This window comes from Streptomyces sp. NPDC006624, from assembly GCF_040611555.1.
GTDB lineage: Bacteria > Actinomycetota > Actinomycetes > Streptomycetales > Streptomycetaceae > Streptomyces.
Map to the genome: position 1 here is coordinate 330,579 of NZ_JBEXOM010000007.1, position 23,870 is coordinate 354,448.

Annotated in this window: 19 protein-coding genes and 5 tRNA genes; 13 read left to right on the top strand and 11 right to left on the bottom strand. The window is 71.0% G+C overall.

All coding sequences use genetic code 11. The features are described 5' to 3' along the window. Window positions 1–24: 24 nt before the first annotated feature. Both purF and purM read left to right on the top strand, forming a co-directional pair. A complete protein-coding gene (purF, locus tag ABZY20_RS16740; protein ID WP_356442208.1) occupies window positions 25–1,554 on the top strand; it encodes an amidophosphoribosyltransferase in 1,530 nt (509 codons plus the stop codon). Window positions 1,555–1,598: 44 nt separating this feature from the next. Next, on the top strand, window positions 1,599–2,678 hold the full coding sequence (gene purM / locus ABZY20_RS16745) for a phosphoribosylformylglycinamidine cyclo-ligase (RefSeq protein ID WP_356442210.1): 1,080 nt from the start codon (window positions 1,599–1,601) through the stop codon (window positions 2,676–2,678). 82 nt (window positions 2,679–2,760) lie between these two features. Here purM and ABZY20_RS16750 read toward each other — a convergent pair whose 3' ends face one another. Together ABZY20_RS16750 and ABZY20_RS16755 are read right to left on the bottom strand one after the other, a co-directional pair. Next, window positions 2,761–3,012: a DUF3073 domain-containing protein gene (locus ABZY20_RS16750; RefSeq protein WP_356442211.1), complete on the bottom strand. Its 252-nt coding sequence runs from the start codon at window positions 3,010–3,012 to the stop codon at window positions 2,761–2,763. A 306-nt stretch (window positions 3,013–3,318) separates the two neighbouring features. Then, window positions 3,319–4,425, bottom strand: a complete 1,107-nt coding sequence (locus ABZY20_RS16755) for a Glu/Leu/Phe/Val dehydrogenase dimerization domain-containing protein (protein ID WP_356442213.1) — start codon at window positions 4,423–4,425, stop codon at window positions 3,319–3,321. A 222-nt stretch (window positions 4,426–4,647) separates the two neighbouring features. On the opposite strand from ABZY20_RS16755, the gene ABZY20_RS16760 reads away from it, so the two are divergent. After that, window positions 4,648–5,493 carry a hypothetical protein gene (locus ABZY20_RS16760; protein ID WP_356442215.1) on the top strand — a complete coding sequence of 282 codons (846 nt, stop codon included), beginning with the start codon at window positions 4,648–4,650 and terminating at the stop codon, window positions 5,491–5,493. 599 nt (window positions 5,494–6,092) lie between these two features. Beyond that, window positions 6,093–6,299 carry a developmental transcriptional regulator BldC gene (gene bldC / locus ABZY20_RS16765; protein ID WP_003949541.1) on the top strand — a complete coding sequence of 69 codons (207 nt, stop codon included), beginning with the start codon at window positions 6,093–6,095 and terminating at the stop codon, window positions 6,297–6,299. Window positions 6,300–6,761: 462 nt separating this feature from the next. Here the strand turns inward: bldC and ABZY20_RS16770 are convergent, their stop codons facing one another. The 7 genes from ABZY20_RS16770 to ABZY20_RS16800 all read right to left on the bottom strand — a co-directional run bounded on the left by ABZY20_RS16770 (window position 6,762) and on the right by ABZY20_RS16800 (window position 13,458). Beyond that, window positions 6,762–7,007, bottom strand: a complete 246-nt coding sequence (locus ABZY20_RS16770; RefSeq protein ID WP_356442216.1) for a DUF6274 family protein — start codon at window positions 7,005–7,007, stop codon at window positions 6,762–6,764. Window positions 7,008–7,214: 207 nt separating this feature from the next. Further along, window positions 7,215–7,289: transfer RNA gene (locus ABZY20_RS16775), tRNA-Asp, on the bottom strand. A gap of 93 nt (window positions 7,290–7,382) precedes the next feature. Further along, a complete protein-coding gene (gene hrpA, locus ABZY20_RS16780) occupies window positions 7,383–11,327 on the bottom strand; it encodes an ATP-dependent RNA helicase HrpA (protein WP_356442217.1) in 3,945 nt (1,314 codons plus the stop codon). A 162-nt stretch (window positions 11,328–11,489) separates the two neighbouring features. Continuing rightward, window positions 11,490–11,563 (bottom strand) — tRNA-Phe (locus ABZY20_RS16785). A gap of 24 nt (window positions 11,564–11,587) precedes the next feature. Further along, window positions 11,588–11,662 (bottom strand) — tRNA-Asp (locus ABZY20_RS16790). A gap of 35 nt (window positions 11,663–11,697) precedes the next feature. Next, window positions 11,698–11,770 (bottom strand) — tRNA-Glu (locus ABZY20_RS16795). A gap of 80 nt (window positions 11,771–11,850) precedes the next feature. Next, window positions 11,851–13,458 carry a metallophosphoesterase gene (locus tag ABZY20_RS16800; RefSeq protein WP_356442219.1) on the bottom strand — a complete coding sequence of 536 codons (1,608 nt, stop codon included), beginning with the start codon at window positions 13,456–13,458 and terminating at the stop codon, window positions 11,851–11,853. Between the two features lie 81 nt (window positions 13,459–13,539). Between ABZY20_RS16800 and ABZY20_RS16805 the strand changes: the two genes are divergently transcribed. The 4 genes from ABZY20_RS16805 to ABZY20_RS16820 all read left to right on the top strand — a co-directional run bounded on the left by ABZY20_RS16805 (window position 13,540) and on the right by ABZY20_RS16820 (window position 17,234). Continuing rightward, window positions 13,540–13,890, top strand: coding sequence for a metallopeptidase family protein (locus tag ABZY20_RS16805; RefSeq protein ID WP_356442268.1), 351 nt, complete (start codon window positions 13,540–13,542; stop codon window positions 13,888–13,890). 87 nt (window positions 13,891–13,977) lie between these two features. Beyond that, on the top strand, window positions 13,978–14,514 hold the full coding sequence (locus ABZY20_RS16810) for a hypothetical protein (protein WP_356442221.1): 537 nt from the start codon (window positions 13,978–13,980) through the stop codon (window positions 14,512–14,514). Between the two features lie 317 nt (window positions 14,515–14,831). After that, entirely contained in the window at window positions 14,832–16,952 is a 2,121-nt protein-coding gene (locus tag ABZY20_RS16815; protein WP_356442223.1) for a DEAD/DEAH box helicase, read from the top strand. A gap of 209 nt (window positions 16,953–17,161) precedes the next feature. Further along, window positions 17,162–17,234, top strand: a tRNA-Lys gene (locus ABZY20_RS16820). 65 nt (window positions 17,235–17,299) lie between these two features. Here the strand turns inward: ABZY20_RS16820 and ABZY20_RS16825 are convergent. Both ABZY20_RS16825 and ABZY20_RS16830 read right to left on the bottom strand, forming a co-directional pair. Next, window positions 17,300–18,148, bottom strand: a complete 849-nt coding sequence (locus tag ABZY20_RS16825) for an RNA polymerase sigma factor SigF (protein ID WP_356442270.1) — start codon at window positions 18,146–18,148, stop codon at window positions 17,300–17,302. Between the two features lie 344 nt (window positions 18,149–18,492). Further along, complete coding sequence (locus ABZY20_RS16830; RefSeq protein WP_356442224.1) at window positions 18,493–18,987, bottom strand: MarR family transcriptional regulator; 495 nt, start codon at window positions 18,985–18,987, stop codon at window positions 18,493–18,495. A 472-nt stretch (window positions 18,988–19,459) separates the two neighbouring features. Here ABZY20_RS16830 and ABZY20_RS16835 point away from each other — a divergent pair, with 472 nt between their 5' ends. The 5 genes from ABZY20_RS16835 to ABZY20_RS16855 all read left to right on the top strand — a co-directional run bounded on the left by ABZY20_RS16835 (window position 19,460) and on the right by ABZY20_RS16855 (window position 23,693). Then, window positions 19,460–20,629, top strand: coding sequence for a PP2C family protein-serine/threonine phosphatase (locus tag ABZY20_RS16835; RefSeq protein WP_356442271.1), 1,170 nt, complete (start codon window positions 19,460–19,462; stop codon window positions 20,627–20,629). A gap of 139 nt (window positions 20,630–20,768) precedes the next feature. Beyond that, window positions 20,769–21,686 carry an STAS domain-containing protein gene (locus ABZY20_RS16840; RefSeq protein WP_356442226.1) on the top strand — a complete coding sequence of 306 codons (918 nt, stop codon included), beginning with the start codon at window positions 20,769–20,771 and terminating at the stop codon, window positions 21,684–21,686. Between the two features lie 44 nt (window positions 21,687–21,730). Then, entirely contained in the window at window positions 21,731–22,201 is a 471-nt protein-coding gene (locus tag ABZY20_RS16845) for an STAS domain-containing protein (RefSeq protein ID WP_356442228.1), read from the top strand. After that, a complete protein-coding gene (locus tag ABZY20_RS16850; RefSeq protein WP_356442273.1) occupies window positions 22,201–22,644 on the top strand; it encodes an anti-sigma regulatory factor in 444 nt (147 codons plus the stop codon). Before ABZY20_RS16845 ends, ABZY20_RS16850 begins: the two co-directional genes overlap by 1 nt. Then, entirely contained in the window at window positions 22,644–23,693 is a 1,050-nt protein-coding gene (locus ABZY20_RS16855; RefSeq protein WP_356442230.1) for an ATP-binding SpoIIE family protein phosphatase, read from the top strand. Before ABZY20_RS16850 ends, ABZY20_RS16855 begins: the two co-directional genes overlap by 1 nt. The last annotated feature ends 177 nt before the right edge of the window (window positions 23,694–23,870 follow it).

Genomic DNA, 23,870 nt, shown 5'->3' on the forward strand with positions numbered 1-23,870 from the left:
TCGACCTCGCCTACACTCGGTGGCGTGCCACGTGGTGACGGACGACTCAACCACGACCTGCTCCCCGGTGAGAAGGGCCCCCAGGACGCTTGTGGCGTCTTCGGTGTCTGGGCTCCGGGCGAAGAGGTCGCCAAGCTCACGTACTTCGGGCTCTACGCCCTCCAGCATCGAGGCCAGGAATCCGCGGGAATCGCGGTCAGCAACGGCTCGCAGATCCTCGTCTTCAAGGACATGGGCCTGGTCTCCCAGGTCTTCGACGAGACGTCCCTCGGCTCGCTCCAGGGACACATCGCGGTCGGACACGCCCGCTACTCGACCACCGGCGCGTCGGTCTGGGAGAACGCCCAGCCGACGTTCCGCGCCACCGGGCACGGATCCATCGCGCTCGGCCACAACGGCAACCTCGTCAACACCGCCCAGCTCGCGGAGATGGTCGCCGACCTGCCCAAGCAGGAAGGCGGCCGCACCCCGCGCGTCGCGGCGACCAACGACACCGACCTGCTCACCGCGCTCCTCGCGGCCCAGGTCGACGAGGACGGCAAGCCGCTGACCATCGAGGAGGCCGCGCACAGCATCCTCCCGCAGGTCCGGGGCGCCTTCTCCCTCGTCTTCATGGACGAGCACACCCTGTACGCGGCCCGCGACCCGCAGGGCATCCGCCCGCTGGTCCTCGGCCGGCTGGAGCGCGGCTGGGTCGTCGCCTCCGAGTCCGCCGCGCTCGACATCTGCGGCGCCTCCTACGTCCGCGAGATCGAGCCGGGCGAGTTCGTCGCCATCGACGAGAACGGCCTGCGCACCTCCCGGTTCGCGGAAGCGAAGCCCAAGGGCTGCGTCTTCGAGTACGTGTACCTGGCCCGCCCGGACACCGACATCGCGGGGCGGAACGTCTACCTCTCCCGTGTGGAGATGGGCCGCCGCCTGGCCAAGGAGTCCCCGGTCGAGGCCGACCTGGTCATAGCGACCCCGGAGTCCGGCACGCCCGCCGCCATCGGCTACGCGGAGGCCTCCGGCATCCCCTTCGGCGCGGGCCTGGTGAAGAACGCCTACGTCGGCCGTACGTTCATCCAGCCCTCCCAGACCATCCGGCAGCTCGGCATCCGCCTGAAGCTGAACCCGCTGAAGGAAGTCATCAAGGGCAAGCGCCTGGTCGTCGTCGACGACTCGATCGTGCGCGGCAACACCCAGCGGGCCCTGGTCCGCATGCTCCGCGAGGCGGGCGCCGCCGAGGTCCACATCCGGATCTCCTCGCCGCCCGTGAAGTGGCCCTGCTTCTTCGGCATCGACTTCGCCACCCGCGCCGAGCTCATCGCCAACGGCATGACGATCGAGGAGATCGGCACCTCGCTGGGCGCCGACTCCCTGGCGTACATCTCCATCGACGGCATGATCGAGGCGACCACCATCGCCAAGCCGAACCTGTGCCGTGCCTGCTTCGACGGCGAGTACCCGATGGAGCTCCCGGACCCGGAGCTGCTCGGCAAGCAGCTGCTGGAGACGGAGCTGGCCGCCGGCCCGGCCGCCACGGCCGCCGCCGACGCCATCCGCCGCCCCTAGACGGCCCGTTTCACCTGCCGTACGACACGAAGGTTCTCCTAGCCATGTCCGAGACACCCATCGCCGAGGGCGGCGCCAGCTACGCAGCCGCAGGCGTCGACATCGAGGCGGGCGACCGCGCCGTCGAGCTGATGAAGGAGTGGGTGAAGAAGGCCCAGCGCCCCGAGGTCCTCGGCGGCCTCGGCGGCTTCGCCGGCCTCTTCGACGCCTCCGCCCTGAAGAACTACGAGCGCCCCCTGCTGGCCTCCGCCACGGACGGCGTCGGCACCAAGGTCGACATCGCCCGGCAGCTCGGCGTCTACGACACCATCGGGCACGACCTGGTCGCCATGGTCATGGACGACATCGTGGTGTGCGGCGCCGAGCCGCTGTTCATGACCGACTACATCTGCGTCGGCAAGGTGCACCCCGAGCGCGTCGCCGCGATCGTCAAGGGCATCGCCGAGGGCTGTGTGCTGGCCGGCTGCGCCCTGGTCGGCGGCGAGACGGCCGAGCACCCCGGCCTGCTGGGCGAGGACGACTTCGACGTCGCCGGCGCCGGTACGGGCGTGGTGGAGGCCGACCGGCTGCTCGGCGCGGACCGTATCCGTACGGGTGACGCGGTGATCGCCATGGCGTCCTCCGGACTTCACTCGAACGGGTACTCCCTCGTCCGGCACGTCCTGCTGAACCAGGCCGGCCTGGCGCTGGACGCGCACATCGAGGAACTCGGCCGCACCCTCGGCGAGGAGCTGCTGGAGCCGACCAAGATCTACTCGCTGGACTGCCTGGCCCTGATGCGCACCACCGAGGTGCACGCCTTCAGCCACATCACCGGCGGCGGCCTCGCGGCCAACCTGGCCCGGGTGGTCCCCGACGACCTGCACGCGATCGTCGACCGCTCCACCTGGACCCCGGCCCCGATCTTCGACCTCGTCGGCCGGACGGGTCAGGTCGAGCGCCTGGAGCTGGAGAAGACCCTGAACATGGGGGTCGGCATGATCGCCGTCGTCCCGCAGGAGTCCGTGGACGTGGCCCTGGCGACCCTCGCCGACCGCGGCGTGGACGCCTGGGTGGCAGGCGAGATCACGGACCGGGGCGAGCACCCCACGGGTGCCGCCCTGATCGGTGACTACGCGAGCTGAGACACGGGTCACGACCCTGCGCGCAGCACAGAACCCGGTCGGTGACGTTCAGCCACCGACCGGGTGAGTGCTCAGTGCAGGGTCAAGCGCCGCGACGATGCTGCGAGGACTGGCCGTCCTCGTCCTCGTCGTCGTCCTCGTAGAGGTCGGCGTACCGTGCGTACAGGTCGTCGTCATGCTCATCGTCCTCGAACCGCTCGCCGTTCGGCGGTTGCGGATTCGACGTCGATGCGCCCAGCTCCTCGGCCAGGCGTGAGAGATCAGTCCCACCGCTGTTGTACTTCAGCTGGCGGGCGACCTTCGTCTGCTTGGCCTTGGCCCGGCCGCGCCCCATGGCTCGACCCCCTCAACGACGGGGCTCGACGGCCCCAGAGTCTTGACACGCGTTCATGGTCCGGCACGGACTCTCCGCAGAGAGACCGGTCCGTAGGGCTTCCACGGTACCTGAGCCCGCGCCCATACGGTACGTCGCCCGCATGACGTGCCCGCGCCCAGGACCTTCGAGGCGCCCCGTCCTCGCTGGTCAACCGCGATTTTAACCACTTATCGCCGGTCGACCCGCCGGGAGAAGTGAGAGTTCTCTCTAACTGCCCACCGGCGGGTACCGGCCAAACGTGCGAGCCGCGCACACGGACCCGGGTCAGCCCGCCCGGCGTGCCGCGGCCGCGTCGTGCATCCGCTGCTCGGCGATCCGGTCGGCCGCGGCGGCCGGCGGAATGCCGTCCTCCTTCGCACGTGCGAAGATCGACAGCGTGGTGTCGTAGATCTTCGACGCCTTCGCCCTGCACCGCTCGAAGTCGAAGCCGTGCAGTTCGTCGGCCACCTGGATGACGCCGCCCGCGTTCACCACGTAGTCCGGCGCGTAGAGGATCCCGCGGTCGGCGAGGTCCTTCTCCACGCCCGGGTGGGCGAGCTGGTTGTTGGCGGCGCCGCAGACCACCTTGGCGGTCAGCGCCGGCACGGTGTCGTCGTTCAGGGCGCCGCCGAGCGCGCACGGGGCGTAGATGTCCAGGCCCTCGACGCGGATCAGGGTCGCGGTGTCGGCGACGGCCGTGACGCCCTCGGGGTGCGCGGCGAGGATCCGCCCCACGGCGTCCTCGCGCACATCGGTGATGACGACCTCGGCGCCCTCCGCGCGCAGGTGCTCCACCAGGTGGTGGCCGACCTTGCCGACGCCGGCGATGCCGACCTTGCGGCCGCGCAGGGTCGGGTCGCCCCACAGGTGCTGGGCGGAGGCCCGCATGCCCTGGTAGACGCCGTAGGCGGTGAGGACGGAGGAGTCGCCGGCGCCGCCGTTCTCCGGGGAGCGGCCGGTCGTCCAGCGGCACTCGCGGGCCACGACGTCCATGTCGGCCACGTACGTGCCGACGTCGCAGGCGGTGACGTAGCGACCGCCGAGGGAGGCCACGAACCGGCCGTAGGCCAGCAGCAGCTCCTCGGTCTTGATCTTCTCCGGGTCGCCGATGATCACGGCCTTGCCGCCGCCGTGGTCGAGACCGGCCATGGCGTTCTTGTACGACATCCCGCGGGCGAGGTTCAGCGCGTCGGCGACGGCCTCGGTCTCGCTCGCGTACGGGTAGAAGCGCGTACCGCCGAGCGCGGGGCCCAGGGCGGTGGAGTGCAGGGCGATGACGGCCTTGAGGCCGCTCGCGCGGTCCTGGCAGAGCACGACTTGCTCATGTCCTCCCTGGTCCGAGTGGAACAGGGTGTGCAGGACATCAGCAGGTGCGCCGGTTACGTCGGTCACTGTGGTGACTCCTGAGTAAGTTGCGGCGGGTGGAGACCAGCTCCCGTGCGGGTGGCGGGGCTGTTGAGGATGAGATTAGAGCCTGGTGGCCCCGCCGGCCGCACCGTGCACAGGATCACCTCCGACCGGAGTACGCCCGTGCGACGATTTGCATAGGTTTCCCGCGCGTTTGTGAGTGGGTTCGGCAGGTTTCCGTGACGGAGCGCGGGGGAGGGAGCAGGCGTGCCCAAGGTGTCCTCGGTGATCGTCCCCTACGCGACCTACTTGCGCGTGTACGAACCGCTGGCCGCCTTCCCCGAGCCGGAGCGCGGCCACTGGGCCCGCTACGCCCGCAGGACGGACCGCCCCTCGTACCAGGACGAACTCCGCCGGGCCCTGGCCGACTTGGCGCCCACCCCGCCGGTGCCGGTGCCGGTGCACGAGAGCGAGGACGCCTTCGTGCTGGAGGTGGACGGTGTCGTCTGCGTCTGCCCCTGGCGCACCCGGCTGCGCGGCTGGCAGGCCCTGGACGAGCTCGCCGAGGAGCTCCCGCCGCCCGTCCTGGACGCGGTCCTGCCGCCCTTCCTGCGCCGCCAGGCGGCCCAGGACTACGAGGACTGGCTCGCGGAGAACCCGGACGCCCGGCCGTGGATCCGCACGGCCACCTGGCAGGTCCCGATCAACTGGTTCGTGCTGTTCACCGACGAGGAGCGCGAGTACGGCAAGGGCGACAGCGTCGACAGCCCGCCGGTGCTGCGCTACCGCACCCCGATGGTCCAGGCCCGGCGGCGGGTGGCCCGGGGGCTCAGGGCCCTGAAGGAAGCCATGGACGAGGGGCCGCTGATCGACGGCCTGGTGGACGTCGGCCGCTGGCTGGAGGAGTTCCACCCGCGCTCGCTCGTGGAGCTGGACTACGGCGGTCTGGTGCACGCCCTGCCCTCCGGGGCGCTGGAGGACGATCACTCCGCGGCCGACGTGGCCGAGGGCATCGCCGCGCTGCGCCGGGGCGACGGCGCCGCCGCGGGGGAGGCGTACGCCCGTCTCGTGGAGCGGTGGCGTTCCGTACGGGATCTGCGGTCGGCCAACTGACCCCTGACCTTGAGATCGGTACGTACCGCTCGTGATCGGTCACGAACTGACGTTTGACGAACCGCCCGATTTGGGGTTTCGTCCTCGCACCGAGTTCCAGAAGCGTGCCGTGCGTTTCCTGAGCCTTCGTCAACAAGGGACGTAGAACCCGATCCGGGCGTACCTCTCAAGTAGGCCAAGCGTGACGGACCGCACGTACGCGGCCCTTGCGCCCCTTGCCCCTCCTCATGCCAAAATAGGACAAGGAGTCCGGGGAGGGCTCCTTCCGTCCCGTAGTGCTGCACTGTGGGCGGAATCTCAGCATTGCACGCTTTGGGGGGTCTCGTGACTCCTGATCGCCGCTGTGACTGATCGTCACAGCGGCGTGACTGTCCGCTATGGCATGGTCCATCGGCTTCCGTCGCTGATGGACACCTGGAGGGGCAATTCCATCGGTTTGGCCGACGCGGCTGGACAGATGGTGTAGTTGTAGTGCCGAGGACAAGCCGTTCGTCCTATAACCGACTCGACTCGCGTCCGCCATTTCGGGCAACGCGGGTCAAGGTGCAGAATTTAGAGGAAAGAACCGAGAAGGTTCGGTTCTCCCGAGGAGGCCGCTCATGACCGCTCGCACCCCTGATGCCGAGCCGCTGCTGACCCCGGCTGAGGTCGCCACCATGTTCCGTGTCGACCCCAAGACGGTCACGCGGTGGGCGAAGGCCGGCAAGCTCACGTCGATCCGCACGCTCGGCGGGCATCGGCGCTACCGCGAGGCAGAGGTCCGCGCTCTGCTCGCGGGCATCCCGCAGCAGCGCAGCGAGGCCTGAACAACTGAATAACCGGGCATGTCGGTCCGTCCCCCAACTGGCCGAGACGTCCGGTGCCACAGCTCCAAGCGACGCGGGGTCCTGCCCCAACAGGCCCCTCGCCCAAGCCAGAAAGAGCTTTCCGGGCACGTAACAGGGTGCGTCGTCGGTCGCGCTGGACTCCGCCGGGTCCAGCGCGATCTTTTTTGTGTGCGCACCACCCGCCCGCGGCCTCGCTGTGAGCGGGCTTGTCGGACTCTGGGGAGGGGTGTCGGATCACCTGTGCGCGGCCCCCGGGTCAGAGTGCAATTGCACATATTAAATTGACCCTTTGTAGGAGGCGGGTAAGTACCGCACTCCCCAGAAGTCATGCGGTGACACCCGTCACATACCAAGCGGCTTGTTAGCCCCACCAGGGGTGCGGTAGAGGACCCTCCGCCTCCAGCACCCCACGAAGCGGCGGGCGTTGAGGCCGGCCGGGGCTCACGCGGGCGCGGGACTCCCGTCCTCCGCGCCCTCCTCGGCGCCCTCCTCCGCGGACCTCTCCGCGACCCCCTCCAGTGCCTTCTCGCGCACCGCCGGGGCCTGAGCCAGGGGCGCCGACTCCATCGCCAGCAGCAGCAGACGGTGGCAGATCGGGCAGTGCCGGGTGAGATGCCGGTACGACGACGCGGCCGCCAGGTGCGCGCGGAGCAGGGCCCGCGTCTCGTGCCTAGCCGATGCCGCCATACGCCACCTCCACGGGGCCGTACCGGGAACGGCCCTGGTTCTGGGGTACCGAGCGAATGAAAGGCCGTCAAGACGGCGTGAGGGCGCCCGGAAGGCTTCCACGGAGGCCGGGCGGCACCGCGCGACCCCGGAACCGGGAACCGGGAACCCCGCCGAGGAGCGCGCACGAGAAAGAGCCCGGATCCGAAGATCCGGGCTCTTGCGATGCGGTCCTGACGGGATTTGAACCCGCGGCCTCCACCTTGACAGGGTGGCGAGCACTCCAAACTGCTCCACAGGACCAGGTTTCGCAGGGCGATTACTGCGTTGCGCTGCGAGAAGAGACTGTACAGGAGGGCAGGCCACTGGTCGAACTCACCCTCCGTGCACGACCGGTCACGGCGCCAGCGCGTCGATCGTCTTCACGATCCGCTTGTCGGAGACCGGGTACGCCGTGCCCAGCGCGTGGGCGAAGTAGCTGACCCGCAGCTCCTCGATCATCCAGCGGACGTCCAGCACCTGCTGCGGCACCGGCCGGCCCTGCGGCATCTGCTCCAGGAGCCAGGCGTACTCGTCCTGCATCTCGTGGACCTTCTCCATGCGGGTCGTGTCCCGCTGGACGTTCGTCGGCATCTGCTGCAGGCGGCGGTTCGCCGCGACCAGGTAGCGCATCAGGTCCGGCATCCGGCGCAGCCCCGCCTCCGTCACGAAACCGGGCCTCACGAGGGCGTCCAGCTGCCCCCGGACGTCCTGGAGGTTCGGCAGCAGCGCGGGGCTGCGTACGGCCTTCAGACGGCGCTCACAGGCCTGCCAGGCGGCCAGCACCTGCTGCACCTGGGCCACCGTACGCACCGTCGTGTCGACGATGTCGGCGCGCACCTTGTCGTACAGCTTCCGGTACGACTCCTCGTCCCACGCCGGTCCCCCGAAGTCCGCGATCAGCTTGTCGGCGGCGGCCATGGCGCAGTCGTCGAACAGAGCCTGCACGGATCCGTGCGGGTTCGCCGACAGGGCGAGCTTCTGCGCGTTCGTCAGCCGGTCGCTCGCGAACTTCGCCGGATTCACCGGGATGTTGCGCAGGATCAGCCGGCGCGTGCCCTTCCACATCGCCTGCGCCTGCTCGGCCTCCGTGTCGAAGAGACGGACGGAGACCGTGTCGCCGTCGTCGACCAGCGCCGGGTACGCCCTGACCGGCTGACCGGCCCGGCGCGTCTCGAAGACGCGGGTGAGCGCACCGATCGTCCAGTCCGTGAGGCCCTTGCGCTCCAGGGACTCGCCGCCCTGCCGCTCGGCCGTCGCGGCCGCCGCCTGCGACAGCGCCTTGCGCGCCTTCGGCTTCAGCCTGAGCTTCAGCGCCTCCAGGTTTTTGTCCTCGGCCAGCTTGCGGCGCCGCTCGTCGACGATCCGGAACGTGATCCGCAGATGGTCGGGGACCTTCGACCAGTCGAAGTCCTCGGCGTCGAACGGGACTCCGACCATCAGCCGCAGCTCACGGGCCATGGTCGCGGTGAGCGGTTCCTGGAGGGGAACCGCCCTGTCCAGGAACGCCTTCGCGTAGTTGGGCGCCGGCACGTAGTTGCGCCGGATCGGTTTCGGCAGGGAACGGATCAGCTCCGTGACCAGCTCCTCCCGGAGACCCGGGATCTGCCAGTCGAAACCCTCGTCCGTGACCTGGTTGAGGACCTGCAGCGGGATGTGCACCGTCACACCGTCGGCGTCCGCGCCCGGCTCGAACTGGTACGTCACCCGGAACTTCAGGTTCCCCTGGCGCCACGAGTCGGGATAGTCCGCCTTGGTGACCTCGCCCGCCTTCTCGTTGATGAGCATCTCGCGCTCGAAGTCGAGGAAGTCGGGCTGCTCGTGCCGCTTGTGCTTCCACCAGGAGTCGAAGTGGGCGCCGGACACCACGTGTTCGGGGATGCGCTGGTCGTAGAAGTCGAACAGCGTCTCGTCGTCGACCAGGATGTCCCGGCGCCGCGCGCGGTGCTCCAGCTCCTCGACCTCGGTCAGGAGCCTGCGGTTGTCCGAGAAGAACTTGTGATGCGTACGCCAGTCACCCTCGACGAGCGCGTTCCGGATGAACAGCTCCCGGCTGATCTCCGGATCGACCCGGCCGTAGTTGACCTTCCGCTGCGCCACGATCGGCACGCCGTACAGCGTCACCTTCTCGTACGCCATCACCGCCGCCTGGTCCTTCTCCCAGTGCGGCTCGCTGTACGTGCGCTTGACGAGGTGCTGGGCGAGCGGTTCGACCCACTCCGGCTCGATCTTCGCGTTGACGCGGGCCCACAGGCGGGACGTCTCGACGAGCTCGGCGGACATCACGAAGCGCGGGGGCTTCTTGAACAGGGCCGAGCCGGGGAACACCGCGAACTTGGCGTTGCGGGCGCCCAGGTACTCGTTCTTCGCCCCGTCCTTCACGTCCTTCATGCCGATGTGGGACAGCAGACCGGCCAGCAGGGAGACATGGATGCGGTCGGCCGGGGCGTCGTCCTCGTTGAGGTGGATGCCCATCTGCTTCGCGACCGTGCGCAACTGCGAGTAGATGTCCTGCCATTCACGGATGCGAAGGAAGTTGAGGTACTCCTGCTTGCACATCCGGCGGAAGGAGGACGAGCCCCGCTCCTTCTGCTGCTCGCGCAGATAGCGCCAGAGGTTGAGGTACGCCAGGAAGTCGCTGGTCTCGTCCCGGAAACGGGCGTGCTGCTGGTCCGCCTGCGTCTGCTTGTCGGCGGGCCGCTCACGCGGATCCTGGATCGACAGCGCGGCGGCTATGACCATGACCTCCCGCACGCAGCCGTTCCTGTCGGCCTCCAGCACCATCCGGGCCAGCCGCGGGTCGACCGGCAGCTGCGCCAGCTTGCGGCCGGTGTCCGTCAGCCGCTTGCGGGGGTCCTTCTGCGCCGGGTCCAGCGCACCCAGCTCCTGCAGCAGCTGCACACCGTCGCGGATGTTGCGGTGGTCCGGCGGGTCGATGAACGGGAACTTCTCGATGTCGCCCAGGCCGGCCGCGGTCATCTGCAGAATGACCGAGGCCAGGTTCGTCCGCAGGATCTCCGCGTCCGTGAACTCCGGACGGGTCTCGAAGTCGTCCTCGCTGTACAGGCGGATGCAGATGCCGTCCGACGTACGGCCGCAACGGCCCTTGCGCTGGTTGGCACTGGCCTGCGACACCGGTTCGATCGGCAGACGCTGGACCTTCGTGCGGTGGCTGTAGCGCGAGATCCGGGCGAAGCCGGGGTCGATGACGTACTTGATGCCCGGGACGGTCAGGGACGTCTCGGCCACGTTCGTCGCCAGAACGATCCTGCGGCCCGTGTGCGGCTGGAAGACACGGTGCTGCTCCGCGTGGGAGAGCCGGGCGTACAGCGGCAGGATCTCCGTGAAGCGGTAGTTCTTCTTGGTCAGGGCGTCGGCCGTGTCACGGATCTCCCGCTCACCGGAGAGGAAGACGAGGATGTCGCCCTGCCCCTCCTTCTGCAGCTCCTCCACGGCGTCGATGATCGCCGTGATCTGGTCCCGGTCGGAGTCGTCGCCGTCCTCCTCCAGGAGCGGGCGATAGCGCACCTCCACGGGATAGGTCCGGCCGCTGACCTCGATGATCGGCGCATCCCCGAAATGCCGGGAGAACCGCTCCGGATCGATCGTCGCCGACGTGATGACGACCTTGAGATCGGGACGCTTCGGCAGCAGCTGGGCGAGATAACCCAGCAGGAAGTCGATGTTGAGGGACCGCTCGTGGGCCTCGTCGATGATGATCGTGTCGTAGGCGCGCAGCTCCCGGTCCGTCTGGATCTCGGCGAGCAGGATGCCGTCCGTCATCAGTTTGACGAAGGTGGCGTCCGGGTCGACCTGGTCGGTGAAGCGGACCTTCCAGCCGATGGCCTCACCCAGGGGCGTGTCCAGCTCCTCCGCCACACGCTCCGCGACGGTCCGGGCGGCGATCCGGCGCGGCTGCGTGTGCCCGATCATGCCGCGCACGCCGCGCCCCAGCTCCATACAGATCTTGGGGATCTGCGTCGTCTTCCCGGAACCGGTCTCACCGGCGACGATCACGACCTGATGGTCGCGGATGGCCGCGGCGATGTCGTCCTTCTTCTGGCTGACCGGCAGCTGCTCGGGATACGTGATCCCGGGCAGGCGCGACCGCCGCACGGCCATCCGCTCCTCGCCCTTGGCGATCTCCGCCTCGATCTCGGCGAGCACGGCGGCCCGGGCCTCAGGCTTACGGATCTTGCGCGCACCTTCGAGCCTGCGCCCGAGCCGATGCGCGTCGCGCAGGGACAGCTCGGCCAGACGGGGGGCGAGGGCGCCGAGGGCGGGGGCGGGATGCGTAGACATACGCGGTCCAGGATCTCATCCCCGCGAAATTCGTGGCGAACGCTTTTGTTCCGGGAGGGGCGGGGGTGCTGCGGGGGCGAGGACGCCCGAGGTCCCGGAGGGAACGACTGAGCCCCTCTCCACTGTCGTGGAGAGGGGCTCATGCCCTGGTGAGGGCTGCGGTGGCTGGGGCCGGGGTCGAACCGGCGACCTTCCGCTTTTCAGGCGGACGCTCGTACCAACTGAGCTACCCAGCCACGAGGTTTCACGTGAAACCTCAGCGGTCCTGACGGGATTTGAACCCGCGGCCTCCACCTTGACAGGGTGGCGAGCACTCCAAACTGCTCCACAGGACCAAGCTTCGTACGACAGTGTCGCACAGGGTGGTGCGTGCCCCCAACGGGATTCGAACCCGTGCTACCGCCTTGAAAGGGCGGCGTCCTAGGCCGCTAGACGATGAGGGCTATCGGCCCGCCTGGGCGCTTCTCAGCGCGTCGGGGACGTGAGAAGCATATGGGATGGCGGGAGGTATCGCCAAAACGGTTTAGGGAGAGGGGCGCGCAGGCGAGGGGGTGGCCTTCCCGGAGGTGCTCGGGGAGGTGCTGGGGGAGGTGCCCGGGGACGGGCTCGCGCTGGGCTGGTTCTCCTCCACCAGGTGGCGGCTGACCTCGGCTGTCGTGAGGCCGAGGCCGCCCAGTTCGATCTCGTCCCAGGCCTGCAGGCGGCGGGTGTCCCGGTCGAAGTAGAGGATCGACGCCTCGATCGGGTCCGGGTGCTTGCCCTCGATGGCGCGCAGGCCGCTGCCGCCCGTGGAGCCCTCGATGCGCAGGCGTGTGCCGTACTTCAGGATCTCCATCTCGTCGTGGTGGATGTGCCCGGCCAGGACCAGCGGGACCTCGCCGTCGACCTCGCGGGCGGCCGCCGGCTCGTGGGCGATGGCCACGTCGACCGGGGTGCCGGCGGCGCTGTGGTCGCGCAGGGCCGTGGCCAGGCGGGCTCCGGCCAGTCCCTGGGACTGCTCGGCCCCGGTCTGCCGGGAGCGGTCCGGTGTGAACTGCGGGTCGCCGATCCCCGCGAAGCGCAGGCCCTTGATCGTCTTCGCCCGGCCGTCGTCCAGGACGTGGACGTTCTTCAGGCCCTCCAGATAGCGCTGGGTGATCATCGAGTCGTGGTTGCCGCGGACCCAGACGTAGGGCGCCCCGAGGTCCTCGACGGGGTCGAGGAAGCCGTTCTCGGCGGCCGTGCCGTGGTCCATCGTGTCGCCCGAGTCGACGATGACGTCCACCTTGTACTGCTCCACCAGGGAGGCGATGATCTTCCAGCTCGCCGGGTTGAGGTGGATGTCGGAGACGTGCAGGACCCGGAGGGTGGAGGGGTCGGGCGCGTAGGCCGGGAGGGTGGAGGTGGCGTCGTAGAGCTTGGTCACGTTGGTGACCAGGCGGGCCAACTCCTTCTGGTAGACGTCGAATTCCGTGACAATGCTGCGTGCGTTGCCGACCAGTGACGGGGCCGAGGTGAGCAGGCCGGAGAACTTGGGCTCCAGGACGGAGTCGGGGCGCCAGGTGGCGTACGCGGTGCCGCCCGAGGCGGCGAGCAGGGCGAGGGCGAGGCCGCCCGCGGCCAGGGCCCGGCGGGGCCGGCGGTAGACCACGAGGCCGAGGGCGGTGGCGCCCGCGACGACCGCGACGCCCGAGCGGACGGCCAGGTCGAGGGTGCCGCGGCCGACGTCCTCGGTGACCTCGTCCTGGAGGCCGGAGAGGCGTTCGGGATGGTCGACGAGGGCCTGGGAGCGGTCCGGGTCGAGCTGGTCGACGTTCACGTCGAGGCGGACGGGGGCGATGTGGCTGTTCAGCTCCAGGGCGCCCAGGGGCGAGATGTTGATCTTCGTGCCGCCGGTGAAGGAGGGGCGCAGGGTCATGGTGGTGTTCATGGGGCCTACGGGGACCCGGACGTTGCCGACGACCAGCAGGCCGAGCCAGGCGCCGCAGAGGACGACGGCGACGAGACTCGCGGCGCGGGCCCAGGGGTGCGGTTGCGGTACGAGTTCGATCCGGGCGGGTGCCTGGCGCGAGCGGTAGCGGCGGGCCAGGGCGCGCGGGGCCTTGCGGATCGGGTTCAGGACACTCCGGACAGCGGCGGGGACGCGGGCCATTGGTCCCGTATGCCCAAGTCCGGGGGCGGGTATGCGGCGCCGGGAGGCTCGTACGGAGGTGTCGTGGCTGACAATGGGCCTGTGCTGGAGATGACGCGCGAGGAGTTCGAGGAACTGGTCGCCGAGGCGCTCGACCGGATTCCGCCGGAGCTGACGCGGCTGATGGACAACGTCGCGGTGTTCGTCGAGGACGAACCGCCTGCGGACGATCCCGAGCTGCTCGGGCTGTACGAGGGGACGCCGCTGACCGACCGGGGTGAGTGGTACGCCGGTGTGCTGCCGGACCGGATCACCATCTACCGGAATCCGACGTTGCGGATGTGCGAGTCGCGGGAGGACGTCGTCACCGAGACGGAGATCACGGTGGTGCACGAGATCGCGCATCACTTCGGCATCGACGACGAGCGTCTTCACGCGCTCGGCTACGGCTGAGCGGGGTGTGAATACGGGGCGCGTGTCCTCTTGTGGGCGGCGGGAGTTGGAGGTGTTGACTCCCTCACCCTTCCCGGAGGTGGCCCCGTGCGCCCCTTGTACGTACCCGTCCGCCTGGCCGCCACGGTCGTGGCCGTCGCCGCTGCCGCCGGCTGTATGAGCGTCGGCGACGACACGGGCGGGAGCGTCAAGCCGTCGCGTTCCGCCGGTCAGCGGGGTGGTGAGGCGCCGGGCGGCGGTCCGGCGGTGTCGGGCGCGGCCGGTGATCTCGGTGCGGCGGCGGCCAATGGCGAGCACGGGGGCGGCAAGGGCAAGAAGGAGAAGAAGGGCAAGCGCGGCGAGCCGGCGGAGTCGGCGTCGCCCGAGGTGTCGCCCACCCCGCAGGCGAGTGTGTCCCTGCCCGGTGACGACAGGCCGGGGAAGCCGGACAGGCCGGTGCCGAGGCCGCCGGCTCCGCCGACGCCGACGCGGACACCCGAGCCGGAGCCCACGCCGACGCCGCAGGAGCCGACGACGTCCCCGGAGCCGACGGTGCGGCCGGAGCCGTCGTCGTCGGCGCACGAGCCACCGGGGACGCAACTGGCGCAGCGGGAGCCGGCGCCGGAGGCGGGGGCTCCGGTGTGAGGGCGGTGAGGCGGAGTAGCGCGGGTCACGTCGTGCCGCCGGAACAAACGCGGGGGGTGGGGGGTTGAGAGGTGTCGGGACGTGCCCCGGTGCGTTCCCGCTGTCGTCTGCACCGTCCGGTTTGCCTTGAGGGGCCCGGACTGCGTATGGTGGCAGATCGTTTGATCCCATCTTGCCCGGCGCCACCGCAGAGCGCGCCGTGTGGCGCGTACTCTCCCTTGCCGTGGTGGACCGCATTGAGGCGGTCGTATTGCGAATCGCGAATCACGGAGTTGACGGGCGCGTGCCGACGAGACTCCGGAAGGTTTCGCATTCGCATGTCCATCGCCAGTACTGATCACATCGTCGTGCCCGAGAACGAGGTCGTCGAGGCGGCCCCCGAGGCCACCTTCGCGGACCTCGGTCTGCCCGAGGGCATCGTGCGCAAGCTCGCGCAGAACGGTGTGACCACCCCCTTCCCGATCCAGGCCGCGACCATCCCGGACGCGCTGGTCGGCAAGGACATCCTCGGCCGCGGCCGCACCGGCTCCGGCAAGACCCTCTCGTTCGGTCTGCCGACGCTGGCCACGCTGGCCGGCGGCCGGACCGAGAAGCACAAGCCGCGTGCGGTCATCCTCACCCCGACCCGCGAGCTCGCCATGCAGGTCGCCGACGCGCTCCAGCCGTACGGCGACGTCCTCGGCCTGAAGATGAAGGTCGTCTGCGGCGGTACGTCCATGGGCAACCAGATCTACGCCCTGGAGAAGGGCGTCGACATCCTGGTCGCCACCCCGGGCCGGCTGCGCGACATCATCAACCGCGGCGCGTGCTCGCTGGAGAACGTGCAGATCGCCGTGCTCGACGAGGCCGACCAGATGTCCGACCTGGGCTTCATGCCCGAGGTGACGGAGCTGCTCGACCAGATCCCCGCGGGCGGTCAGCGGATGCTGTTCTCCGCCACGATGGAGAACGAGATCAAGACCCTCGTCGACCGGTACCTGAACAACCCGGTCAGCCACGAGGTCGACGCCGCGCAGGGTGCCGTGACGACCATGTCGCACCACATCCTGATCGTGAAGCCCAAGGACAAGGCGCCGGTCACCGCCGCGATCGCCTCCCGCAAGGGGCGGACCATCATCTTCGTGCGGACCCAGCTGGGTGCCGACCGCGTCGCCGAGCAGCTGCGCGACTCCGGTGTGAAGGCCGACGCGCTGCACGGCGGCATGACCCAGGGCGCGCGGACGCGGACCCTGGCCGACTTCAAGGACGGGTACGTCAACGTCCTCGTCGCGACCGACGTCGCCGCCCGCGGTATCCATGTCGACGGCATCGACCTGGTGCTGAACGTGGACCCGGCCGGCGACCACAAGGACTACCTGCACCGCGCGGGCCGTACGGCGCGTGCCGGCCGCACCGGCACGGTCGTCTCCCTCTCCCTGCCGCACCAGCGGCGCCAGATCTTCCGGCTGATGGAGGACGCGGGCGTCGACGCCACGCGCCACATCATCCAGGGCGCCGGCGCGTTCGACCCGGAGGTCGCCGAGATCACCGGTGCCCGGTCGATGACCGAGGTCCAGGCCGAGTCGGTGGGCAACGCCGCGCAGCAGGCCGAGCGTGAGGTCGCCCAGCTCACCAAGGAGCTGGAGCGGGCGCAGCGGCGGGCGAGCGAGCTGCGCGACGAGGCGGACCGGCTGCTGGCGCGTGCCGCGCGTGAGCGGGGCGAGGACCCGGCCGCGGTGCTCGCCGCCGGATCCGGTGACGCTCCGGCCGCCGCCGAGGTGTCGGTGCCGGAGCAGCCGACGGCGAAGGACGTGGAGCGCGAGGAGCGGGCCGAGGCCCCGGCGTCCGCCCCGTCTTCCTCGTACGAGCGGCGCGAGGAGCGCGGCGGGTACGGGCGTGACCGCGAGCGGTCCTTCGACCGCGACCGGGGTGACCGCGGTGACCGCGGCGGGCGGGGTTCCTTCGACCGCGACCGTGACCGTGATCGCGACCGTGGCGGGCGTTCGTTCGAGCGTCGTGACGACCGCGGCGGTTTCAACCGGGACCGGGACCGTGACCGTGGCGGGCGTTCCTTCGACCGTGACCGGGACCGTGGCTTCCGCCGTGACGACCGGGGTGACCGGGGCGAGCGGAGCGACCGCGGGGGCTTCCGTCGTGACGACCGGGGCGACCGCCCCGCCGGCCGTGGTTCCTTCGACCGTGACCGTGGCGGCCGTCCGTTCGAGCGTCGTGACGACCGCGGCGGTCTGAACCGTGACCGTGACCGCGGCGGCTTCCGCCGGGACGAGCGCGGCGGGCACCGCGGCAGCGACCGTCCCTTCAACCGGGACCGCCGGGACGACCGTCCGGGCTTCCGCGCCGGCGGGCACGACCGCCCCTACGGCCGTCGTGACGACCACCGCGGCGGCGGTTCCTTCCAGCGCCGCGAGGACAAGCCGCGCTGGAAGCGCAACGGCTGACGCACCAGCGTGACGTGAGGAGCGCCGTGGTTCCGCCTAGGGCGGCCACGGCGCTCCGCCGTTCTCCGGCCGGCGGACGCGCCCGACCGCCCGAACCGGCGGATCGACGCCCTTCATCGGCCCTGTTTCCCCTCTGGCACGCCCGTGAGCCGGATACCCGATCGGAGACTCGGCGTCGTCCGGCTATGCTCGTGGAGGCAACATCGCCTGGGCCCTTAGCTCAATTGGCAGAGCAGTGGACTTTTAATCCATTGGTTGTGGGTTCGAGTCCCACAGGGCCTACGCAGAACAGCGCCCGAACCGGCTTCAGCCGGTTCGGGCGCTGTCTTGTCTGCCGGCCCCTGGGGTCAGTTCGTGGCGAGCATCCCCGACCGCAGCCGGGCCACCGTGCGGGACAGCAGGCGGGAGACGTGCATCTGGGAGATGCCGAGGCGGGCGCCGATGTCGGCCTGGGTGAGCTCCTCCACGAAGCGCAGGTGGAGGATGAGGCGCTGGCGTTCGTCGAGTTCGGCGACCAGGGGGGCCAAGGCGTGGAAGTCCTCGACCAGTTCGAGGGCCGGGTCCTCCTCGCCGATGAACGCCGAGAGCGTCGCGTCGGTCTCGTCCGCGTCACTGCTGACCGTGGCGTCGAGGGAGGAGGACGTGTAGCCGTTGGACGCGATCTGGGCCTCGACGACCTCGTCCTCCGAGAGGTTCATCAGCGCGGCCAGCTCGGAGACCTTCGGGGAGCGGCCGAGGCGGGAGGCCAGTTCCTCCGTGGCCTTGGCCAGTTCCGTACGGGCCTCCTGCAGGCGGCGCGGCACGTGCACCGCCCAGGACGTGTCACGGAAGAAGCGCTTGATCTCGCCGATGATGTACGGCACCGCGAAGCTGGTGAACTGCACCTCGCGGGAGACCTCGAACCGGTCGATCGCCTTGATCAGGCCGATGACGCCGACCTGGACGACGTCCTCCATCGACTGGCCGCCGGCGCGGAAGCGGCGTGCCGCGAACCGCACCAGGGACATGTTCATCTCGATGAGCGTGTTGCGTGCGTACTGGTATTCGGGCGTGCCCTCCTCCAGTACGGCCAGCCTCTCCAGGAACTGGCCCGTCAGCTCGCGCGCGTCCTGCGGGGCGAGCTTCTGCGGCTCCGCGATCTGCGGCAGTTCCTCACCGGTCTCGGTGGCGGAATCCGTCGTCGTGTCGATGCGCATGGTCGCCGTCACGGGCCCTCCCTCGTAGTTCCGGCCCGCTCCCATCCCCCGACAGGCCACCTCAACCGCCGTTACCCCCAGCCGGGCCGCTCATGCCTCGCCTATGCCCCGCCGAGACGTAGACCACAGTCGGCGCAGGTCGGGGCGGTGTCGGGGTACCCGCACAGGTGCGGTGCAGGCGAGAGCGGAAAGGCAAGGCGGTGCGGCGTGACGGAGGAGGCCCGGAAGGCGGCCGAGCGGACAGTTGTCGTTTGACAACTATAGCGGTGGAGTCACAAAGTAGCCCTGCTGAGCGGGTGCCGGGAAGGGCCCGGAAGGGACGAACCGGTGTCGCGACGAGCAGTTCAGGCAGTCCGGCTGTCGGACACGCGGGAGTCGTCGGAGTCATCGTGTATCCGTGCCGCCGCCGCGTCGCAGAACGCCTCCAGCCCCTGCAGCAGTGCGACCCGCTTGGCGGCCGGCATCTGGTCGAGCACCGCGCGCAGCGCCTCTTCCCGGCGCAGCCGCAGGTCGGCCAGGAAGGCCCGGCCGCGGTTGCTGAGCCGCAGCCGCACCTCGCGCCGGTCCACGGGGCTCACCACGCGCTCGACGAACCCGGACGCCTGCAGCCGGTCGCAGAGCCGGCTCGTGCTCGGCGGGGTGGAGGCGAGGGAGTCGGCGAGGGTGCGCAGGTTGATGCCCTCGTGGTGCTCGAGGATGAGCAGCACGCGCAGCTGGGACGCCGAGGCGGGCGCCGTGGAGGCCCTGCCCCACAGGACTTCCAGCAACTCCGCGGCCGTCGAGGTCACACGGGCGACCTCGGCGGGCTCAGGGCGGGGTCGGAGGGAAGTCACAGTCACACTCTCGCAGGCACCGGGATGGCCGTCAGCGTACTAGGCGCCGTGCGGGACCGGCCGGGCGTACGGGAGGCGGGCGGTGCCGTCGGTCCCGGGGCGGCGGCGTGGAGGGTCCTGCGGCTGCATGGCCCGGCTTGCGGTTTGTCCGGTTCGGATTCGGGCTTGGGCTTGGGCTCGGGTTCGGCTTCGGCCTTGGGTTCGGCTTCGGGCTTGGGCTCGGTCTTGGGTTCGGCTCCGGGCTCAGGCTCATCCTCCGGCTCGCCTTGCGGCCCCCGCTCGGGCACCGCGGGTGGCGGCGTGGCCGATCGCCGTGCCGGCCGGTCCCCGGGTGTCCCGGCCGCCCGCCGCCCCGCCCTCCGGCCGTCGCCACCGCGCCCCCGGCCCGCACGCGGGCGGCCGCTGCTCGCCGGCCCGCCGGCCGGAACCCGTTCACGTCCGACGAAGGATTGGTGACTCGACCACCGTGACCACGATCGTGCAGAGATTCGTGGCCGCCGAGCGCGCGCTGCGCACGGCGGCCCCCCATCAGCTGCTGGACGCGGTCCGTCGCGTACTGACCGATCAGTACGCGGCGGACTCCGTCGAGCTCTTCCTGGCGGACTACGGGATGTCGGTGCTGCAGCCCGTCTCCGTGCTGCCGCACACCCTCGAACCGCTGTCCGTGCACAACAGCCCGGCGGGCCGGGCGTTCGGCGCACAGGAGCCGTACGTCGAGACCCTCCCGGGTGACGCGGAGGGCCTGGTGCGGGCGCACCTGCCGGTGACCGTGCGCGGCGATCGGCTCGGCGTGCTGACGGTGACCCTGCCGGGCGGCGCGCACGCCGAGGGCTGCCTCGGTGAGCTGGCCGAGATCGCCGAGGTGCTCGGGCACGAGGTGGTCGTGGCCGAGCGGGACACCGACCTGTACCTGCAGGCCCGGCGCAAGGACCGGCTCACCCTGGCCGCCGAGATGCAGTGGCAGCTGCTGCCGGGCCGCTCCTGCGCCCGCCCCGAGTACGAGCTGGGCGCCCAGCTGGAACCGGCGTACGCGATCTTCGGGGACAACTTCGACTGGTCCGCCACCGGCGACAGGCTCAGCCTCTACGTCACCAACGGCATGGGCGAGGGCATAGAGGCCTCCCTGCTGACCAACCTGGCGATCAACGCCCTGCGCAACGCGCGCCGGGCCGGCCTGGCCATCGACGACCAGGCCGCCCTGGCCGACCAGGCGGTGTACGCCCACTACCGGGGCCGCTGCTACCTGTCCGTGCTCATGCTCGACTTCGACCTGGCCACCGGACGGGTCCGGGCGGTCGACGCCGGTTCGCCGCGGCTGCTGCGGCTGCGCTCCGGCACGGTGGAGCGGGTGGACTTCGACGCCCAGCTGCCGCTCGGCATGTTCGAGGAGACCGACTACGTGGCCCAGGAGTTCACGGCCGAGCCCGGCGACCGGCTGATCTTCGTCAGCGACGGCGTCTACGGCGTCGCCTCGCCGGGCGGGGAGACATACGGGGAAGCCGAGCTGGCCCGGGCGATCCAGTCGACCCGGCTGCTCCCGGCCGCCGAGGTGCCCCGGGCCGTCCTGCGCGAACTGACCGGCCACCGCGGCGAGGCCGTCCCGGGTGACGACGCCCTCGTGGTGTGCCTGGACTGGCGTGGGCGCTGAGGGATCGGGGCAAGCGCAGGTCGAGGAGGTCTGCGGAGAACTGTTTGGTGGTGCCGTACGTCGGCACTAATGTTTGTCATACGGCAAGTAACGGCTGGGGTGCCGAGCGCGACCCCGGTCCGGCCCGGGCAAGGGAGCGATGCAAGTGTCGGTGTCGGAAGAGAACGCTGAACGGGAGCCTGCCGCGCACCAGGTGAGCGCCTTCCTCGAGCGGCGCCGGGAGCAGATCGCCCAACGCTGGGCGGACACCGCCCTGTTCCGCACGGTCTTCACCGTCTCACGCGACGAGGCCGTGGAGGCCGGCAGAGCCGTGGCCGCCGCGCTGGCGGCGGTGGCGGCCGGCGGGCGGCTGGAGGACATCCGGGCGTCCGGATTCGAGGCGGTGCGCGACCAGCTGGGCCGGATGGCGGCCTCCCGCGCCCGCACGGGCCTGGACCCGGACGGGGTCGCCGCCGAGGTGGCCGCCCTGCGCGAACCGGCGGCCGAACTGCTGCGCGCCGAGTTCGAGGACCCGCACTCGGCCGAGGCACAGGAGTGCGTCGTGGCGCTGACCGTGCTCATGGGCACCCTGCGCCTGGTCGTGATGGAGACCACGATCAGCGCGGGCGAGGAGGTCATCGCCCGCCAGCGCGAGCAGCTGCACGAGGCCGCCACCCCGGTCATCAAGCTCTGGGAGAGCACGGTCGCCGTACCGCTGATCGGCACGCTGGACAGCGCGCGCAGCCAGGTCGTCATGGAGAGCCTGCTGGACGCGATCGTCGCCGAGCGCGCCCGGTACGCCATCCTCGACATCACCGGCGTGCCCACGGTCGACTCGCTGGTCGCCCAGCACCTGATGAAGACGGTGGCCGCGGCGCGGCTGATGGGGGCCGAGTGCATCGTCTCCGGCATCCGGCCCGCGATCGCGCAGACCATCGTGCACCTGGGCATCGATCTCGGCACGGTGCTCACCCGCTCCAGCCTGGCGGACGCCCTGGCCTACGCGCTGAGCAAGCAGGGCGTGGAGATCGCGCCGCTGCGGCCGGCCGGGGCCGCGGCGGACGCGGGCGTGCGGTGACCGGGCCTGAAGGGCCCGGGGCGGCCGGGTCCGAGGGGCCTGAGATGGTCGGGTCCGAGGTGCCCGGGGCGGTCGGGTCCGAGGCGCCTGGAGCGGCCGGGTCCGGCGGGTACGTGCCCCTGGCGGGCGGGCCCGCGGCCGGGCACGCCTTCACGGTGCCGGTCCTGCGGCTGGGGGACGTCCTGCTGGTCACCCTCCAGGGCGAGCTGCACGACGGCATGGCCGAGCAGCTCCAGCAGGACGTCACGGCCCGGATCTCGCAGACCCGGGTGACCGGGGTCGTGATCGACATCTCCGGGGTGGAGATCGTCGACTCCTTCCTCGGGCGGGTCCTCGCCGAGATCGCCTCCGGGGCGAAACTGCTGGCGGCCCGTACGGTGCTGGCCGGCATGCGCCCGGCGGTGGCGATCACCTTGGTCGAGCTGGGGCTCACGCTGCCCGGACTCAGCACCGCCCTGGACGTGGAACGCGCGATGGAGCTGCTCACCGCCGGTGAGCGCGAGGGGAGTCCATGATGCAGGCCTCCCGCCAGGCCGCCCCGGCCACCCTCCCGATCGGTTCGGACGCCGATCTCGCCTGGGTACGGCAGCAGGTCCGGCAGACCGCCGCCGAGCTCGGCTTCGGCCTGGTGCAGCAGACCAAGATCGTCACCGCGGCGAGCGAACTGGCCCGCAACACCCTCGTCCACGGCGGAGGAGGCCACGTGAACATCACCCCGCTGGACACCGGGCAGGCGAAGGGACTGCGCCTGGCCTTCGTCGACTCCGGTCCCGGCATCCGCGACCTGGAGCAGGCGATGACCGACGGCTACACCAGTGGCGGCGGCCTCGGACTCGGAATGAGCGGGGCGAAGCGGCTGGTGCACGAGTTCGAGGTGGAGAGCCGGCCCGGTGAGGGGACCACCGTCACCGTCACGGCCTGGGCCACCGCCGTACCGCCCTCCCGGCCGGGGTCGTGATGAGCAGGGTCTGGGACGTTCCGGTGGACGACTCGACCCGGGTGCGGGACGTCCGCGTGGCGGCGGAGGAGGCCAGCGCCTGCGCCGGACTCGCGCCGCACCGCACCGCGACCGCCGCGCTCGTGGCGACGGAGCTGGCGACGAACCTGTCGCGGCACGCGGACGGCGGGCGGGTGCTCATCAACCTCGTCGAGCGCGGCTACGACGCGGGCCGGCGCCTGTCCGTGCAGCTGGTGTCGCTGGACCACGGCCCCGGCATCCCGGACGTGGCGGAGGCGATGCGCGACGGCTACACCACCGCCGCGTCCCTCGGCGCGGGCCTCGGCACCTGCAAGCGCATAGCGAACGACTTCGACCTGCACAGTGCCCCCGGCCGGGGCACCGTGGCCGTGGCCCGCATCGACCACGACCCCGTCGCCCGGGGCGCGCGTCCGACGGTCCCGCGCGTCGGCGGCGTCAACGTCCCCCTGGGCCGCGCCGAGCACTCCGGCGACGCCTGGGGCAGGGTGTGCGAGGGCGACCGCCTGACCCTGCTGCTCGCCGACGGACTCGGGCACGGCGCCAAGGCCGCCGACGCGTCCACGACGGCGGTACGGCACCTGCCCGGTGTGGCGCACCGGCCGCCCGCCGAGATCCTGCGCGAGCTGGGCAGGTCGCTGCGCCCCACCCGCGGCGCCGCCGTCGCGGTCGCGCAGCTCGACCTGGCGTCCGGCCAGGTGCACTTCGCCGGCATCGGCAACATCGGGGCCCGCCTGCGCACCGCGGGCAGATGGCGGCCGCTGCTCTCCCAGCCCGGCATCGTGGGCGCGCAGGCACCGGCGTCCGTGCCCGTCCAGCGCGAACCCTGGCACGACGACAGCCTGCTGGTCCTGCACAGCGACGGTCTGCCGGCGCGCTGGCCCGTGCCCGACGACGCCGCCCTCGCCGGCCGGGATCCGGGGCTGGTGGCCGCGGTGGTGCTCAGGGACGCGGGGAGCGCGGCCCGGCCGGTCGGGGACGACACGTGCGTGGTGGTGCTCGGCGGCGGCTCCGCCCGAGCCCAGGCCTGACCCACCGGGCACGCCTGCCGGCGCGGTCACCTCCGGTGCCGGGACGCGGTGTTCACGCGGCCGGTTGGCGTCCGGGGCCACCCGTCCGGCGGGTGGGCCTCGACGGCGTGGGCGCGCCGGGCGGGCCCGCCGTCATCTTCCGGGCGCTTCTGCCGTCTCCTCGGTGCGAGGTCGCGG